This is a genomic window from Pseudomonas sp. IT-232MI5 (genome assembly GCF_949767845.1).
GTDB lineage: Bacteria > Pseudomonadota > Gammaproteobacteria > Pseudomonadales > Pseudomonadaceae > Aquipseudomonas.
Genome location: NZ_CATKQE010000059.1, coordinates 165,037 through 180,438 on the forward strand (window position 1 = coordinate 165,037; position 15,402 = coordinate 180,438).

The following is a 15,402-nucleotide window of genomic DNA, read 5'->3' on the forward strand; positions in this document are numbered from 1 at the left end:
ATTTTTCAGGGTGTTACAGCAATGAAACACAGTTGGTTGTTTTGTGTAGGAGCTGTCGAGTGGAACGAGGCTGCGATCTTTTGACGTTTAAAAGCAGTATCAAAAGATCACAGCCTTCGGCAGCTGATCAGGCTCAGCGGTCGATAGCGAGCTGCCAGACACGGGCGATGTCCGTCGCGCGTTCACGCAACAGGCGCGGTGCTTCGGCGCAGGCCTGTTCCAGGGACATCGGGCCGCTGGTCACAGCGAATGCCGCGTCGATGCCGTGCTCGTAGAGTTCTTGGTAACCCTCGCCCAAAGTACCGGCAATGACAATCACTGGCACGTCATGCCGTTTGGCAATCCGCGCAACGCCGAACGGCGTCTTGCCACGCAAGGTCTGGGCATCGAAGCGCCCTTCCCCTGTGATCACCAGATCGGCACCATTGACGGCTTCGGCGAGGCCGACCAGTTCGGCAACCACTTCCACCCCGGCTTGAAATTGCGCACTGAGGAAGGCCTTGGCCGCAAACCCCAAACCACCTGCCGCGCCGCTGCCCGGCTCATCACGAACGTCTTTGCCCAACGCTTGTGCGCACAGTTCGGCGAAGTGCCCCAAGGCCTGATCGAGTTGCTGCACTTGCGCCGGTGAGGCACCTTTCTGCGGGCCGAAAATCACGGAAGCTCCGTGCGGACCGCAGAGTGGGTTATTGACGTCCGCTGCGATATCGAAGCGCACGTGCGCCAGTCGCGGGTCAAGTTCGCTCAAATCGACACGCGCCAGTTGCGCCAAGGCCAAGCCGCCGGGTACCAACGTCTGTCCTTGCGCATCGAGCAACTTCACGCCCAACGCTTGCACCGCACCGGCGCCGCCGTCATTGGTCGCGCTGCCACCAATCGCCAGAATCACCCGTTGCGCGCCGGCATCCAGCGCTGCGCGAATCAGTTCGCCGGTACCGAAAGTGCTGCTGATGCAGGCATCGCGCTGCCCCAGCGGTACCAATTGCAAGCCGCTGGCCTCGGCCATTTCAATGATTGCGGTGTGGTTGTGCGGCAACCAGCCCCATGCAGCGTCGACGGCTGTGCCCAAAGGGCCGCGCACGCGGGTGCGGCGCAGCTCGCCTTCGCACGCGGCAAGGATCGATTCGACCGTGCCTTCGCCACCATCAGCCATTGGGCATTTGACCAAGGTCGCGTGCGGCCAGACCTGAGCAAGGCCGAGGGCAATGGCTTCGGCGACGCCTTGGGCACTGAGGCTGTCCTTGAACGAATCGGGGGCGATGACGATCTTCATGCGAATTCTCCGGTTGCAATGCCCCTCATGCTGCCAGTCTGCCTGAGCGTTGACGCCGGTCCGCTGCACAAGTGGCGGGGGCGTTTATTGTTCATTTTCACAAAGACAGGGAAAGTGGCGGTGAATGTTCGGCCGCCATCGCTGGCAAGCCAGCTCCCACAGGGATTGTCGGTGAACACAAATGTAGTGAACACCATCAACCCTTGTGGGAGCTGGCTTGCCAGCGATGGCGGCCTCAAAATCACCTCATGCCGACAGATCTGTCTGGGGTAACAGCTGCACCCCAAGATAAAGCGCCAACATCCCATCGAGCCGCAACGGATCAACCCCACTCAGTTCAGCAATCCGCTCCATCCGATAACGCAAACTGTTGCGATGAATCCCCAACGCATCGGCACACGCCTGACTCTGGCCATCGTGCTCGCACCAACTGCGCAGCGTCGCCAGCAACTGGCCGTTGCCGTCCTTGGCGATCACCTTGCGCAACGGTTTAAGCAATTCGTCCAGCGCATCGTCATTGCGATGCCGCCACAACATCACCGGCAAGCGATAACGGTTCAACGTCAGCAATCGCGAGTGCGGCAACACTTCCCGGCCATAGGCGAGCAAATCACCAACCCGCCGATAACACCGACGTAACCCGGCCAGTCCATCCGCCTGCCCGCCGACGGCAATACGCAGCACCTTCCAGCCCAGACCGTCGAGCTTCTCCAGCAAGCGGTCGTGCTCGACGGTCTGATTCGCCGGGCGGCACCACAGCAGCGATGACTTCGCCGAACTCACGCACCAACTATCGGGATAACGCGACATCAGCCAGGCACTCAGCGCCTCGACGGTTTGCCCCGGCCCATGTTCAAGGCCCAGCTCGAACAGATACGGCACCCGCGTCAATTGCGGTTTGAGTCCGAGTTGCTGCGCCTCATCAAGCAGTCGCGGCGAGTCACCCGCCTCGCTCAACAGCAACGCCAACAGATCATCGCAACGCTGACGCCGCCATTGCTGCTCGGCCTGTTGATTGCGCTGGCCGACGAGCATTTCGGCGGTCATGCGCACCAGCTCTGCGTACGTGCGCAGCTGCTCCGGTTCACCGGTAATCCCGAGCACGCCGATCAAGCGCTGATCGAGCAAAAGCGGCAGGTTGATGCCCGGTTGCACGCCTTTCAAATGCACTGCCGTTTGCGCGTCGATCTCTACCACGCGACCGTTGGCCAGCACCAGTTGCGCGCCCTCGTGACGGGTGTTGATACGCTCCGGTTCGCCGCTGCCGAGGATCAGCCCCTGGCTGTCCATGACATTGACGTTGTAGGGCAAAATGGCCATGGCCCGGTCGACGATGTCCTGGGCGAGGTCGTGATCGAGTTCAAACATGATGGGCAAGATCCTTGAAAAACGCGGCAGTCGGTTGTTCACCCGCACAGGGTCTGGCGGCAAACCCTGTGCTCAGGCACAAAGACAATCCGGCCAAAGGTGGCCGAGACTCTCGGGGCGATCAACGTTACCCTTTGCATCGCAAAAAATCATAATAAAGAGAGAGCCGCTATGTCGCACAGCGCCGCAGCTACCCAGACCATCGATGACGATAAAAACGCCGTCTACAAACGCATCACCCTGCGTTTGATCCCCTTCATTTTCATCTGCTACTTGTTCAACTACCTCGACCGGGTCAACGTTGGATTTGCCAAACTGCAGATGCTCGACGCCCTGAAATTCAGCGAAACCGTGTACGGCCTCGGGGCCGGTATCTTCTTTATCGGCTACGTGCTGTGTGGCGTGCCGAGCAATCTGGCGTTGACCAAATTCGGCCCACGGCGCTGGATCGCGGTAATGATGATCACTTGGGGCACGCTGTCGACCTGCCTGTTGTTCGTCACCACCCCGACCGAGTTCTACACGCTGCGCCTGTTCACCGGTGCGGCCGAAGCCGGGTTCTTCCCGGGCGTCGTGTTGTACCTCTCGCAGTGGTTCCCGACCTTCCGCCGTGGCCGGATCATGGCGTTGTTCATGTCGGCGATCCCGGTTTCCGGATTGCTCGGTAGTCCGTTCTCTGGCTGGATTCTCAATCACTTCGCCGCAGGGCAAGGTGGTTTGGCGGGCTGGCAGTGGATGTTTCTGCTGCAAGGCATTCCTACCGTCATTCTCGGCGCCCTCGCCTATTTCCTCCTGAGCGACAGCTTCGCCAACGCCAAATGGCTGAGCCCGCATGAGCGCGCCGTGCTCGAAGCGGATCAGGCGGAAGATTTGGCGAACAAGCCGAAGACTACGTCCGACTCGCTGCTGGCGGTGTTCAAGAACCCGGCGATCTGGGCGTTTGGCCTGATCTATTTCTGCATCCAGAGTGGCGTGTACGCGATCAACTTCTGGCTGCCGTCGATCATCAAGAACCTCGGCTTCAGCGATAACCTGGTGATCGGCTGGCTGAGTGCGATTCCGTATTTGCTGGCGGCGGTGTTCATGCTGGTGGTCGGGCGTTCGGCAGACTTGCGCAAGGAGCGTCGCTGGCACTTGGTGGTGCCGATGTTGATGGGCGCGATCGGTCTGGTGATTGCGGTGAACTTCGCGGCTAACCCGGCGATTGCGATTCTCGGTCTGACCATTGCCACCATGGGCGCGCTGACCGGTCTGCCGATGTTCTGGCCGGTGCCGACGGCGATGTTGAGCGCGGGTGCTGCGGCCGGTGGGCTGGCGTTGATCAACTCGATGGGGCAGATGGCTGGGTTCCTCAGTCCGTATCTGGTGGGTTGGGTCAAGGACAGCACCGGTTCGACCGATGCCGCGCTGTATCTGCTGGCGGGGGTGATTGTTGGCGGGAGTTTGCTGGCGTTGCGCATGACGCGGACGTTGCGGGCTTGAGTTTTTGATGCCGAGTAGAACGGCCTTTTTCAGGGCCGTTTTTTATTGGGTGTCCGACTTGGGTTTTGTGGTGTTCTGGAGATCTTTTCCCCCTCACCCCAGCCCTCCCGAAACGTCGGACCGCCCCCAACGGGGCGAGGGGGAAAGGGAGCCGATCTGTGGGCTTTTCAAGACCTGAGTTCGACTCGGGGAAAGGGAGCCGATTTTGGTGCTTTTCAAGATTTGAGTTCGACTCGGTATTGCACGTCGGCGCACCTAGTTCAAGCACCTCGGTCAGTCCCCTCTCCCTTCGGGCGGTCCGACATTTCGGGAGGGTTAGGGTGAGGGCTGCGCTTTGGCGTCCAGCTCAATCACCAGACCACCCGGCATTTGCACAAAAATCTGCGCAATCCCATCGCCCGGTACCTGCGCCAATTGATACGGCAATCCACTCTCACGCACCCGCTGCAAAATCGTTTCCGCCGGCTCATCAGTACGAAACGCGATGTGGCTCAATTCCGTGTCATCCGGCAACGGCCGCTCAATCACATGCACCACGGCATGTTCATCCTGATACAGCCAACGCCCGGGAAACGGAAACGGCGGTCGCCGGCCCGGCTTGAGCCCGAGCAACTTGGCGAAATCGTCCTGCAAGCTCTGCCCGTCAGCGGTATTGAAGGCCAGGTGATCGAATGTCCAGGTCATGCGCCTCTCCTGCGATTATTGATTGATTGCAGTATCCATCCTTGCCAATCACGAAAAAATCCCGCAAAAACGCAAAGATCTTTAAAGGATTTTTAGCAATGAGCTCGATTCTCGATCTGGAGATCTTCGTCCGTGTCGCCGATGCCGGCAGCATTTCCGCTGCCGCTCGCGCGCTGGAGCTGACCCCGGCCGCCGCCAGTATTGCGTTGAAGCGCCTGGAAACCCGGCTCGGTATCCGTTTGTTCGCACGCTCCACCCGCAGCATTCGTCTGACTGAAGAAGGCCGGCGTTATCTTGAAAGCGTGCGCCTGGCACTGGCGGCGCTGGCCGAGGGCGAACAGGCAATCAAGCAGCAAAACGAAGGCCTGAGCGGCGTGTTGCAACTGGCCGCACCGTCGGACTTCGGGCGCAACGTGTTGTTGCCGTGGCTCGACGATTTCAAGCGTGAACATCCGAATGTTCAGCTGCAACTGCTGCTCAACGACCGCCACGCCGATCTGTTCCGCGAGACCGTCGATGTAGCGCTGCGCTTTGGCGTACCGAGCGATTCGACGCTGGTAGCGTTGCCGATTCTGCCGCAACACCGCCGCGTCGCCTGCGCCAGCCCTGACTATCTGGCACGCCGTGGCACCCCGCAACATCCCGGCGAACTAAGCGAGCACAGCGCCCTGCTCTATCTACGCAATGGCCGGCCATATAACAGCTGGCGTTTCAGCCGCGGCGATGAAACGCTGGAAGTCGAAGTCCACGGCGACTACCTCAGCGACGACGGCGAAGTCGCCCGCCGCTGGGCGCTGGCCGGGCATGGCATCGCGTACAAGGCTTGGCTCGACATTGCTGAAGATGTCCGCGCTGGGCGGTTAGTGACGTTGTTTGATGACTGGCACGGCGAAAGTGCGCCGTTCAATTTGCTCTGTCCGCATCGGGTGCAGGTGTCGGAACGGGTAAGGGTGTTGCAGGCGTTTCTGCAACAGCGCTGCGCAGCATTGAGCCAATAATTCACTTTGCCGCATCGCACGCTTCTGGTATTTGATTAACCCTTTCCCACCGACAAAAGGATTTCGGCATGAGCTTTCGCACACTCGGGCACTCGGGCTTGCAGGTGTCCACCCTCACCCTTGGCACGATGATGTTTGGCGAGCAGACCAGCGCTGAGGATTCGCTGCGTATCATCGACAAGGCCTGGGATCAGGGCATCAATTTCATCGACACCGCCGACGTCTACACCAACGGCCGTTCCGAAGAGATCGTCGGTGAAGCGATTGCCCGTCATCGGCATGAGTGGGTGCTGGCAACCAAGGTCGGTTTCGGCCCGGTGGACGGTGTGCCGAATCGCAGCGGTTTGAGCCGCAAACACATTTTCAATGGCATCGATGCCAGCCTGACCCGGCTCGGCACGGACTATCTCGACATTTATTACCTGCACCGCGAAGACCACAACACGCCGCTGGAAGTGAGCGTTTCGGCGATTGGCGATCTGATTCGTCAGGGCAAGATTCGTTATTGGGGTTTGTCGAACTATCGCGGCTGGCGGATTGCCGAGGTGATTCGCATCGCCGATAAACTCGGCGTGGACCGCCCGGTGATCAGCCAGCCGTTGTACAACATCGTCAACCGTCAGGCCGAGACCGAGCAGATCACCGCGGCGCAAACCTACGGCTTGGGTGTGGTGCCTTACAGTCCGCTGGCCCGTGGCGTGCTCAGCGGCAAATACGCGCCGGATGTGCAGCCGGACGCCAACAGCCGCGCCGGGCGTCAGGACAAACGCATTCTGGAAACCGAGTGGCGCGTGGAATCACTGCGCATTGCCCAGCAGATTCAGCAGTACACCGAACAGCGCGGCGTCGGGATGGTGGAGTTTGCGATTGCCTGGGTGTTGAACAACAGTGCCGTGACGTCGGCGATTGTCGGGCCGCGCACCGAAGCGCAATGGGATGCGTATACCAAGGCACAGACCGTGAAGATCACCGCAGCCGATGAGGCTTTCATCGATTCGCTGGTGACGCCGGGCCATGCATCGACGCCGGGATTCAACGATGTCAGTCATTTTGTGTCGGGGCGTAAACCGCATCTGGTTTAAGCGTTTTCCCTTGTCCAGCAACAGCCGATACAATCGGCTGTTTTTCGTTGAAGCAAGCGCGATCAAACGGATGATTTGATTGAGCGTTCAGAAATAACCAGGGATTTAATACATGCTCAATCGCCCCGTTGAGGTAACCAGGAAGCCTTTGCGCGGGCTGCTGTTCAAACTGTTTGCCGATAAGCTTCCTGCGCCGGCAGCGACCGCAACTGCGGTGGATCGCAAACCTTCGATTGATTACCGTGCGGATATCGATGGGCTGCGCGCAATCGCAGTGTTGTTGGTGCTGATTTTTCACGGCGGCCTGGCGTTCTTCCCGTCCGGGTTTATTGGCGTCGATATCTTCTTCGTGATCTCGGGTTATCTGACCACCGCAATCATCATGAAGTCGCTGAACAACGGCACGTTCACTTTCTCGGGGTTCTACACGCGGCGCATCTGGCGCTTGCAACCGGCCGTGATTGCGTTGCTGGTCGTAACGCTGATTGTCACAACGTTGCTGTACTTGCCCGATGACTATGTGGACTTTCTCAAAAGCGAGAAATACACGTCGCTGATCATCTCCAACCAGTACTTTTCCAAAGTCACCACGGGTTACGCCACGCCCGATGCGGCCAGTCTGCCGCTCTTGCACACCTGGTCGCTGGCCATCGAATGGCAGTGGTACCTGGCGCTGCCACTGGGCCTCTGGTTGCTCTACCGTTATCTGGCGAAAAGCCTTTTCAAAGCAGCGGTGCTCGGCTTGACCCTGGCGGCAATGGCGCTCGCGCTGTACCTGTCTTACACGGCTCCTGAAAAAAACTATTACTTCTTCACCGCGCGAATTTTCGAATTGATGATTGGCTCTTGTGCGGTCATCTTCAGCACGGACACGTTCAGGCTCAATCGCCTGAGCGCCACGCTGGTCTGCGCGCTTTCGCTGGCGACGATCATCTACTGCGCCACCCTGGAAGATATCCTGCCGGGCTTTCCGCGATATCACGCCATTGCCGTGTGCCTCGCAACGGCAGCCCTACTGTTCCAGGGTGTTGGCGATGCGAGCATCACTTCAAAACTGCTTGCGTTCAAACCCCTGGTGTTTATCGGCACGCTCTCGTACTCCTTGTACTTGTGGCACTGGCCGATCCTGGCGGTGATGAGTTACATGGGCATCGCGCTCACCCCGCCGATGACGATCGTTTACTTCGTCTCCACGTTCGTCACGGCCTGGCTCTGCTATGTGTTGATCGAGAACCGCTTTCGAAAGGCCAGGCTCGGCTTTGCCAAAACCCTGGTCGTGCTGATGATCGTGCCGGCAATCGGCCTGTCGCTGCTCCACGCGGCCAGCGTCAGACAAGAAGGCTGGCCGAACCGCTTCAACCAAGGCTACAACGACGTGTTCAACGGTTTGAAAGCGTCTGTTCCGGCCACTCGCGAGGGATGCCTGGGTGTCAGCGATGGCGCCGATCCTGGCTGCATATCGGGCGCCGCACAGGCTGCACCGCAAATACTGCTGATGGGCGATTCGTTTTCGAATCATTACTGGGGCTTTGTTGAAACATTGGCCAAGGATGCCAATCTTGCCGTGCTCACACAGGGCTATCCGGCGTGCCTGGCCTTGCCCGGGATCTACCTCTATGACGCGAGTAAATACACCAACGGGCTGTATCAAAAATGCCACAACGCCGCTCAACGCTATTACGACATGATCGCGAAGCGGCATTTCAAGTATGTGATCGTGGGTCAGTTCTGGGAGGCCTATCTCGACGATGACATCGTCACCAAACTCGATGACCCGCGCAGCCCGGAACTGTCAAGACAACGTCTCGGCACAGCGATCCGCAAGTCTCTGGATATCATTGTCGAATCCGGTGCTACTCCAGTCCTTCTCGAGAACACGCTGCCTATGCCTGAGGGGATCAACACCTGCCTGCTGCAACAGGTCAAGTTGCGCGGTTTGATGGGCAGTGTCGAGCAAAGCAACCTCTGCGCCACGGCGCCATGGTCAGGTGCCAAAGAGCCGGTACTGGAAAAACTCTTCAATGATCTGAAGGCTGAATATCCCGACTTGATCGTCATTGACCCGAAAATCGTGCAGTGCAAAGACGCCGCCTGCATGACCACCGTCGACGGTTTGCCGGTCTATCGTGATATTGGTCACGTCACCGATTATGCCTCTTACAAGTTCGGCGAGATGTACCTCAAGCGCTTCGGTAATCCGTTGAAGGTTGCTCAGTGATGTTTTCCTGCCACTGACTACGCTTGTGGAGGAACGCCCGCAGGTTGCGATCTTTCGACTTTCAAAGGCGAGATCAAAGATCGCAGCCTGCGGCAGCTCATACAGGGGAATGTGTGTGAAGAATATTGAGCATTTGCCCAATATTCAGCACAAAAACCACGTATCCTTCGCGCCCCGTTTGACCATCAACCCCCGCGAGGACAGTTTGTCTAAAGGTATCGCTCTATCGGTTTCAGCCTCGGTGCTGTTTGCCGTCATGTATTACTACACCTCGTTGCTCACACCGTTGAGTGGCGTAGAGATTTTCGGCTGGCGGATGCTGCTGACCGTGCCGTGCATGACCGTGTTCATGCTGGTGTCCGGGGAATGGCGGCGGGTGCTGGAGCTGGTTCGTGTGGTCGCGGCAAAGCCAAAACTGGTCGCCGGGTTGAGCGTCTCGGCTGCCCTGCTCGGTGTGCAACTGTGGCTGTTCATGTGGGCGCCGCTCAACGGCTACAGCCTCGACGTGTCGCTGGGCTACTTTCTGCTGCCGCTGGCGATGGTCCTGACCGGACGGATTGCCTACGGAGAAAGTCTGTCTTATTTGCAGAAAATTGCAGTGTTCTTCGCCAGTTTGGGCGTGCTCAATGAGCTATATCAGGTCGGCGGTTTTTCCTGGGCGACACTGGTGGTCGTGGTCGGCTATCCACTGTATTTCGTCCTGCGCAAATACCTGAAAACCGACCACCTCGGCGGATTGTGGGTGGATATGACGCTGATGCTGCCGGTCGCCTGGTGGTTTGTGCAGGGCGGCGAGCAAGGCTTGGGCGTGTTTGATCAATACCCGGGGCTGATGTGGCTGATCCCGCTGCTCGGCCTGATCAGTGCATCGGCGCTGGTGGTGTACATCATTGCCAGCCGATTGCTGCCGTTCAGTCTGTTTGGCCTGTTGAGTTATGTTGAGCCGGTGCTGTTGCTTGGCGTGGCGTTGTTGCTCGGTGAGAGCATCAAGTCCGGGGAATGGCTGACGTATATTCCGATCTGGCTGGCGGTTGTGGTGCTGATCTTCGAAGGCTTCAAACACCTGACGCGGCAACGCCGCCCTTAAAAGCAAAAGATCGCAGCCTTCGGCAGCTCCTACATTTGGAATGCATTTTCCCTGTAGGAGCTGCCGCAGGCTCGGGCCGCGATCTTTTGATCTTCAAAAAAATCCCGGCTCTGCATCGCTGCAGGCCGGGATTTTTCATTTCAGTGGCCGATTACTCGGTGGCAAGCACACCACGACGCACCTGATCGCGTTCGATCGACTCGAACAGAGCCTTGAAGTTGCCTTCGCCGAAACCATCATCGCCTTTGCGCTGGATGAATTCGAAGAACACCGGGCCCATCAGGGTTTCCGAGAAGATCTGCAGCAGCAGACGCTTGTCGCCCTGCTCCGAGGCGCCGTCGAGCAGGATGCCACGCGATTGCAGTTGATCAACCGGCTCGCCATGGTTCGGCAGACGGCCTTCGAGCATTTCGTAGTAGGTGTCCGGCGGCGCGGTCATGAAGCGCATGCCGATCTTCTTCAACTGATCCCAGGTCTTGATCAGGTCGTCAGTGAGGAACGCAACGTGCTGGATGCCCTCGCCGTTGAACTGCATCAGGAACTCTTCGATCTGGCCCGCGCCTTTGGACGACTCTTCGTTCAGCGGGATGCGGATCATGCCGTCCGGTGCGGTCATCGCTTTCGAAGTCAGGCCGGTGTATTCGCCTTTGATGTCGAAGTAACGGATCTCGCGGAAGTTGAACAGCTTCTCGTAGAAGTTCGCCCAGTAGGCCATGCGACCGCGATACACGTTGTGGGTCAGGTGGTCGATGATTTTCAGGCCGGCACCGACCGGGTTGCGATCAACGCCTTCGATAAACACGAAGTCGATGTCGTAGATCGAGCTGCCTTCGCCGAAACGGTCGATAAGGTACAGCGGCGCGCCGCCAATGCCTTTGATCGCCGGCAGGTTCAGCTCCATCGGACCGGTTTCGATGTGGATCGGCTGAGCGCCGAGTTCCAGTGCGCGGTTGTAGGCTTTTTGCGAATCCTTGACGCGGAACGCCATGCCGCAAACGGACGGGCCGTGCTCGGCAGCGAAGTACGACGCAACGCTGTTGGGTTCGTTGTTGAGGATCAGATTGATCGCGCCCTGACGGTACAGGTGCACGTTCTTGGAGCGGTGGGTCGCGACTTTGGTGAAGCCCATGATCTCGAAGATCGGCTCCAGGGTGCCCGGCACCGGCGATGCCAGCTCGATGAATTCAAAGCCCATCAGGCCCATTGGGTTTTCGTATAAATCTGTCATGGTGACGCCTCATCATTCTTATCAAATTAACCTGGGTTATTTGTCAGTCTGCGAGGTCGGTGGGTGGCGCACAGGAGATGCCACGCACACTGCGGGCGAGGAAGTCACCGTAGATCAGTTGAAACCCGAATATCTTCATTGTCGACCCAAGGCTCTTGCGGGCGAGGCTTCTGCTGCCAGAAGACGATTATTATTGTATGCGTAACCCGATTCTACACAGCGTAAATAGGCTTGTCTGCTCTCTCTATAAAATCCGCTTTCTGGCGCCCGGTGCAAGGGGTTTGTTGCACAGGTAAATGCCCGTCAGGATCATTGCGCCACCTCCATACATGGCCAATGTCAGGTGTTCGTCCAGCAACACTGCGCCGAAGACCACGGCCGTCAACGGGTTCAGCGCGATAAACACCCCGCTGCGCGTCGCGCCGATTTTGCGGATGCCGTGGTAATAGCCGATGTAGGCCAGCGCCGAGCCGAGGACGCCGAGGTAGGTCAGGCTCAGCCATTGCGGCAGCCCCAGATCATCCAGCGCCTCCCAGCACAGTTCGCCGCGCACAGCCGCCACAACCCACAACATGAGCGTGCCGATCAGGATCGAATACGTCACGGTCTGCACCGGCCCCAGCGTCTGATTCAATTCACGGGAAAACAACGAGTAAACACCCCATCCCAGCACACAGCCGAGGATCAACAGATCACCGATCCATGCGTCAGGCGTTGCAGCCAGTAATTGCGGATTACGGCTGACGATCACTAGACCAGCGCCAACAATACAGGTGGCGATTCCGGCGACTTTCACCCGCCTCAAGCGTTCTTTGAACAACCACCATGAGGCCAGACCGATCACCGCCGGGTTCAACGCGACGATCAACGAAGCCCGCGACGCGTTGATGTATTGCAGGCCGTAAAAGAAGCACAGGTTGTAGAAGAAGATCCCGAAGAATCCCAATAGCATCAGTTGCAGCCACTGCCTTGGGGTCGGTCGCGCCAAGGGGATCCGCGCCAGCCACAAAAAGCCCAGCAACGCCGCACTGGCCAGCAAGAAGCGCAGGCTGGCGGCGAACATTGGGCTCAGGCTGCCGGCCAGGAAACGTCCGGCGACAAAGGTCCCGCCCCAGATCATGGTGACCACCGCCAGTGTCAGGTAAACGGGAATATCCGACGATGTTGTGTGCAGCTGTTCGACATTGCGCATAACGCTCCAGACCCGGGAACTTGAGGAATGCCGTATCATTCACCTCATTCCCCATCATCGTAAAATGAGCAAATACTCATGACCCTCACCCAACTGGAGATCTTCTCGCTGGTCGCCGAACTGCGCGGTTTCACCCTCGCGGCGCATCGGCTGGGGATTTCACAGTCGGCGGTATCCCATGCGATGAAAGCGCTGGAGCAAGAACTCGGCGTCGAGCTGCTGCGTCGGCACCAGTCGACAGTGGAACTCAGCGATATCGGCGAGCAACTGTTGCTGCGCGCCCGCGCCATGCTCGGTCTGGCCAACACCTTGCGTCAGGAAGCCGCCGATGCGCGCGGTATGAAAAGCGGCACCTTGCGCATCGGCTCGTTCGGACCAACATCGTCGATCAAACTGTTGCCCAATATTTTGCGGCGTTATCGAGAGGCGCATCCGGGCATCGAGGTGCACATCGATGAAGGACCCGATCGACAAGTGACCCAGTGGCTCGAAGAGCGGCGGATCGACATCGGTTTTGTGGTGCTGCCCCAAGATCGCTTCCACACATTTGCGCTGATCGAAGACCAGATGGTTGCCCTGCTCCCTGTAGGTCATCCGCTGGCAGCGCGATCGGCATTGACTCTCAAGGACTTGTGCGACGACCCGTTCGTGCTCACCGAGGCGGGTTCTTCAGAACTGGTATCGCAGCTGTTCATGGCCGCGCGCTTGCAACCGAATATTCGCTATCGCTGCTCGCAACTGCTCAGCACCCTCGACACCGTCAGCCGTGGCGATGGCATCACGATTGTTGCCGAAGGCTCATTGCCGGAGGAAGCAACGTCTCACTACGTGAAAAAGCCGTTGTTGCCCGCCGTGCAGCGCCAGGTCGGACTTGCCGTCCTCGATCAGCGCCAGGCCTCTCCCGCCACCCTGGCCTTTATCGAAGTGGCGTCGCGGATGAATCTTTGATGAGCAGCGCAAGCGCCTTCTGCCATCTATCCTCCCTTCTGGCTGATGTGATTTTCAGCGGCGCGCCGTTATCCGGCCTGCATTCGAGAGCCCCACTCCACCGCGACAGGATGCGCCCATGCCGTTGACCGCCAGACCCCGCCGCAAAAGCAGCGCCCGCATCGTCGTCACACTGCTCAGTGGCTTGCTTCCGGTGCTGATGGGCAGCGTAATTCTCTACGTGCAGGCCGAACGCACGCTGGAACAAGGTTCACAACAGACTGCGAAAGAGGCGTTGCGCCAATTCGAATTGATGCTCGACAACACGGCCCAGGCCGCCCGTGAATTGCTGCCTCTGGCCGGCCAGACTTGTGAGAACGTCAAGCTCGCCCTGCGCGAGCAAGTGACCCGTCGCCCGTTCGTGCGCTCGACCAATCTGGTGTGGGACGACAACCTCTATTGCAGTTCGTTGTTTGGCGACTTCAAGGAAGCCGTCAACGCGGGCGACTACAACCAGGGCAAGTTGTGGCTGATGAATGGCAACCCGGTAACACCCAACACCGCTCTGCTGGTCTATCGACTCAGCGAAGGTCGCGGCGGCGCCCTGACGACACTCGACGGCTATCATCTGAGCAACATGTTGCGGCTGATCGGCCGGCACATGTTGCTGGTGCTGCAAGTGGGCGACAACTGGCTGTCGGCCGACGGCAAAGTACACACTGGCGCCCTGCCCGCGTTGCCGATAGCACAACACACACTCGATTCTTCGCGTTATGCGTTCAGCGTTTCTGCGGGATTTCCCGAGGGCGAAACCTGGCGCTACATGGCCGATGAATACCCGCCGCTGTTCAGTCTGCTGATCTTTTTTGGCGTGGTCTCGGGTGCCATCGGCCATGTCTTGCAGAAGCGCTCGACGTCTCCGAGCCACGAGATGCTTCGGGCGCTCGAGGCAGGCGAATTCATTCCTTACTTTCAGCCCGTGGTGCATGGCGACAGCAAGATGTGGTCGGGGGCCGAAGTGCTGATGCGCTGGACTCACCCCAAAGAAGGACTGGTGCGCCCGGACCTGTTTATTCCATTCGCCGAGCATTCGGGGTTGATCGTGCCGATGACCCGCGCCTTGATGCAACAAACCGCTGCGCTGCTGGGACCGCTGTCATCAACGTTCACCCCGCCCTTTCATATCGGCATCAATATCACCGCGAGCCATTGCAAGGATCTGGAACTGGTGGAGGACTGCCGGGCGTTTCTCGCCGCGTTCGTGCCCGACAGCGTCAGCCTGGTGTTGGAGTTGACCGAGCGCGAATTGATCGAGCCGACCGACATCACCCGGCAACTGTTCGAGCAACTGCATGCACTGGGCGTGAAGATCGCGATTGACGACTTCGGTACCGGTCATTCAAGCCTCGGCTACTTGCGCAAATTCAATGTGGATTTCCTCAAGATCGATCAGAGTTTCGTCGCCATGATCGGCGTCGATGCGCTGTCCCGACACATTCTCGATACCATTATCGAACTGTCGGCCAAGCTTGATCTGGGTATTGTTGCCGAAGGTGTCGAAACTCAGGCGCAAGCCGATTATCTGACTGCACATCACGTCAACTTTCTGCAAGGCTACCTGTTCGGCAAACCGATGCCGGCCGCGGAGTTCATCAGCGCATTAACTCACCATTAACTAAGCCGGATTAAGACGAGCGTCCCGATCAGGCGCACCAAATTGATACAAAAGACCGCTGTTGTTACATGAAGACAACATCAGGATTTACTCTTGGCGCATTAACTACTACAATTTTTTCAACCTGAGCAAGATTGGCAGGTGAGCCATTTATCACCGAGTCGCTTCAAGGCTCTTGGCTTATTAGC

Annotated in this window: 12 protein-coding genes; 7 read left to right on the plus strand and 5 right to left on the minus strand. The window is 58.4% G+C overall.

Translation table 11 applies throughout. The features are described from left to right. Nucleotides 1-133: 133 nt before the first annotated feature. Together ACM6JQ_RS25630 and ACM6JQ_RS25635 are read right to left on the minus strand one after the other, a co-directional pair. Nucleotides 134-1,273, minus strand: coding sequence for a glycerate kinase (locus tag ACM6JQ_RS25630; protein ID WP_414894888.1), 1,140 nt, complete (start codon nucleotides 1,271-1,273; stop codon nucleotides 134-136). 246 nt (nucleotides 1,274-1,519) lie between these two features. After that, on the minus strand, nucleotides 1,520-2,641 hold the full coding sequence (locus ACM6JQ_RS25635; protein WP_414894889.1) for a sugar diacid recognition domain-containing protein: 1,122 nt from the start codon (nucleotides 2,639-2,641) through the stop codon (nucleotides 1,520-1,522). A 171-nt stretch (nucleotides 2,642-2,812) separates the two neighbouring features. Between ACM6JQ_RS25635 and ACM6JQ_RS25640 the strand changes: the two genes are divergently transcribed. After that, nucleotides 2,813-4,123 carry an MFS transporter gene (locus ACM6JQ_RS25640; protein ID WP_007912199.1) on the plus strand — a complete coding sequence of 437 codons (1,311 nt, stop codon included), beginning with the start codon at nucleotides 2,813-2,815 and terminating at the stop codon, nucleotides 4,121-4,123. A 315-nt stretch (nucleotides 4,124-4,438) separates the two neighbouring features. Here ACM6JQ_RS25640 and ACM6JQ_RS25645 read toward each other — a convergent pair whose 3' ends face one another. Then, nucleotides 4,439-4,807, minus strand: coding sequence for a hypothetical protein (locus ACM6JQ_RS25645; RefSeq protein WP_414894890.1), 369 nt, complete (start codon nucleotides 4,805-4,807; stop codon nucleotides 4,439-4,441). 98 nt (nucleotides 4,808-4,905) lie between these two features. Between ACM6JQ_RS25645 and ACM6JQ_RS25650 the strand changes: the two genes are divergently transcribed. The 4 genes from ACM6JQ_RS25650 to rarD all read left to right on the plus strand — a co-directional run bounded on the left by ACM6JQ_RS25650 (nucleotide 4,906) and on the right by rarD (nucleotide 10,192). Then, nucleotides 4,906-5,805, plus strand: coding sequence for a LysR family transcriptional regulator (locus ACM6JQ_RS25650; RefSeq protein ID WP_414894891.1), 900 nt, complete (start codon nucleotides 4,906-4,908; stop codon nucleotides 5,803-5,805). Nucleotides 5,806-5,873: 68 nt separating this feature from the next. Continuing rightward, the gene (locus ACM6JQ_RS25655) at nucleotides 5,874-6,887 is read left to right on the plus strand and encodes an aldo/keto reductase (RefSeq protein ID WP_007912205.1); all 1,014 of its coding nucleotides are present in this window, start codon (nucleotides 5,874-5,876) and stop codon (nucleotides 6,885-6,887) included. A gap of 112 nt (nucleotides 6,888-6,999) precedes the next feature. Next, nucleotides 7,000-9,105 (plus strand): acyltransferase family protein, encoded by a 2,106-nt coding sequence (locus ACM6JQ_RS25660; protein ID WP_414894892.1) that lies wholly within the window; start codon nucleotides 7,000-7,002, stop codon nucleotides 9,103-9,105. A 205-nt stretch (nucleotides 9,106-9,310) separates the two neighbouring features. Then, nucleotides 9,311-10,192, plus strand: a complete 882-nt coding sequence (gene rarD, locus ACM6JQ_RS25665) for an EamA family transporter RarD (RefSeq protein ID WP_042704993.1) — start codon at nucleotides 9,311-9,313, stop codon at nucleotides 10,190-10,192. Between the two features lie 151 nt (nucleotides 10,193-10,343). Here the strand turns inward: rarD and hppD are convergent, their stop codons facing one another. Both hppD and ACM6JQ_RS25675 read right to left on the minus strand, forming a co-directional pair. After that, a complete protein-coding gene (hppD, locus tag ACM6JQ_RS25670; protein ID WP_016984437.1) occupies nucleotides 10,344-11,420 on the minus strand; it encodes a 4-hydroxyphenylpyruvate dioxygenase in 1,077 nt (358 codons plus the stop codon). A 244-nt stretch (nucleotides 11,421-11,664) separates the two neighbouring features. Next, nucleotides 11,665-12,612 carry a DMT family transporter gene (locus ACM6JQ_RS25675; RefSeq protein WP_414894893.1) on the minus strand — a complete coding sequence of 316 codons (948 nt, stop codon included), beginning with the start codon at nucleotides 12,610-12,612 and terminating at the stop codon, nucleotides 11,665-11,667. Nucleotides 12,613-12,690: 78 nt separating this feature from the next. On the opposite strand from ACM6JQ_RS25675, the gene ACM6JQ_RS25680 reads away from it, so the two are divergent. Both ACM6JQ_RS25680 and ACM6JQ_RS25685 read left to right on the plus strand, forming a co-directional pair. Further along, entirely contained in the window at nucleotides 12,691-13,560 is an 870-nt protein-coding gene (locus tag ACM6JQ_RS25680; protein ID WP_414894894.1) for a LysR family transcriptional regulator, read from the plus strand. Between the two features lie 118 nt (nucleotides 13,561-13,678). Next, the gene (locus ACM6JQ_RS25685; protein WP_414894895.1) at nucleotides 13,679-15,214 is read left to right on the plus strand and encodes an EAL domain-containing protein; all 1,536 of its coding nucleotides are present in this window, start codon (nucleotides 13,679-13,681) and stop codon (nucleotides 15,212-15,214) included. Nucleotides 15,215-15,402 lie beyond the last annotated feature (188 nt).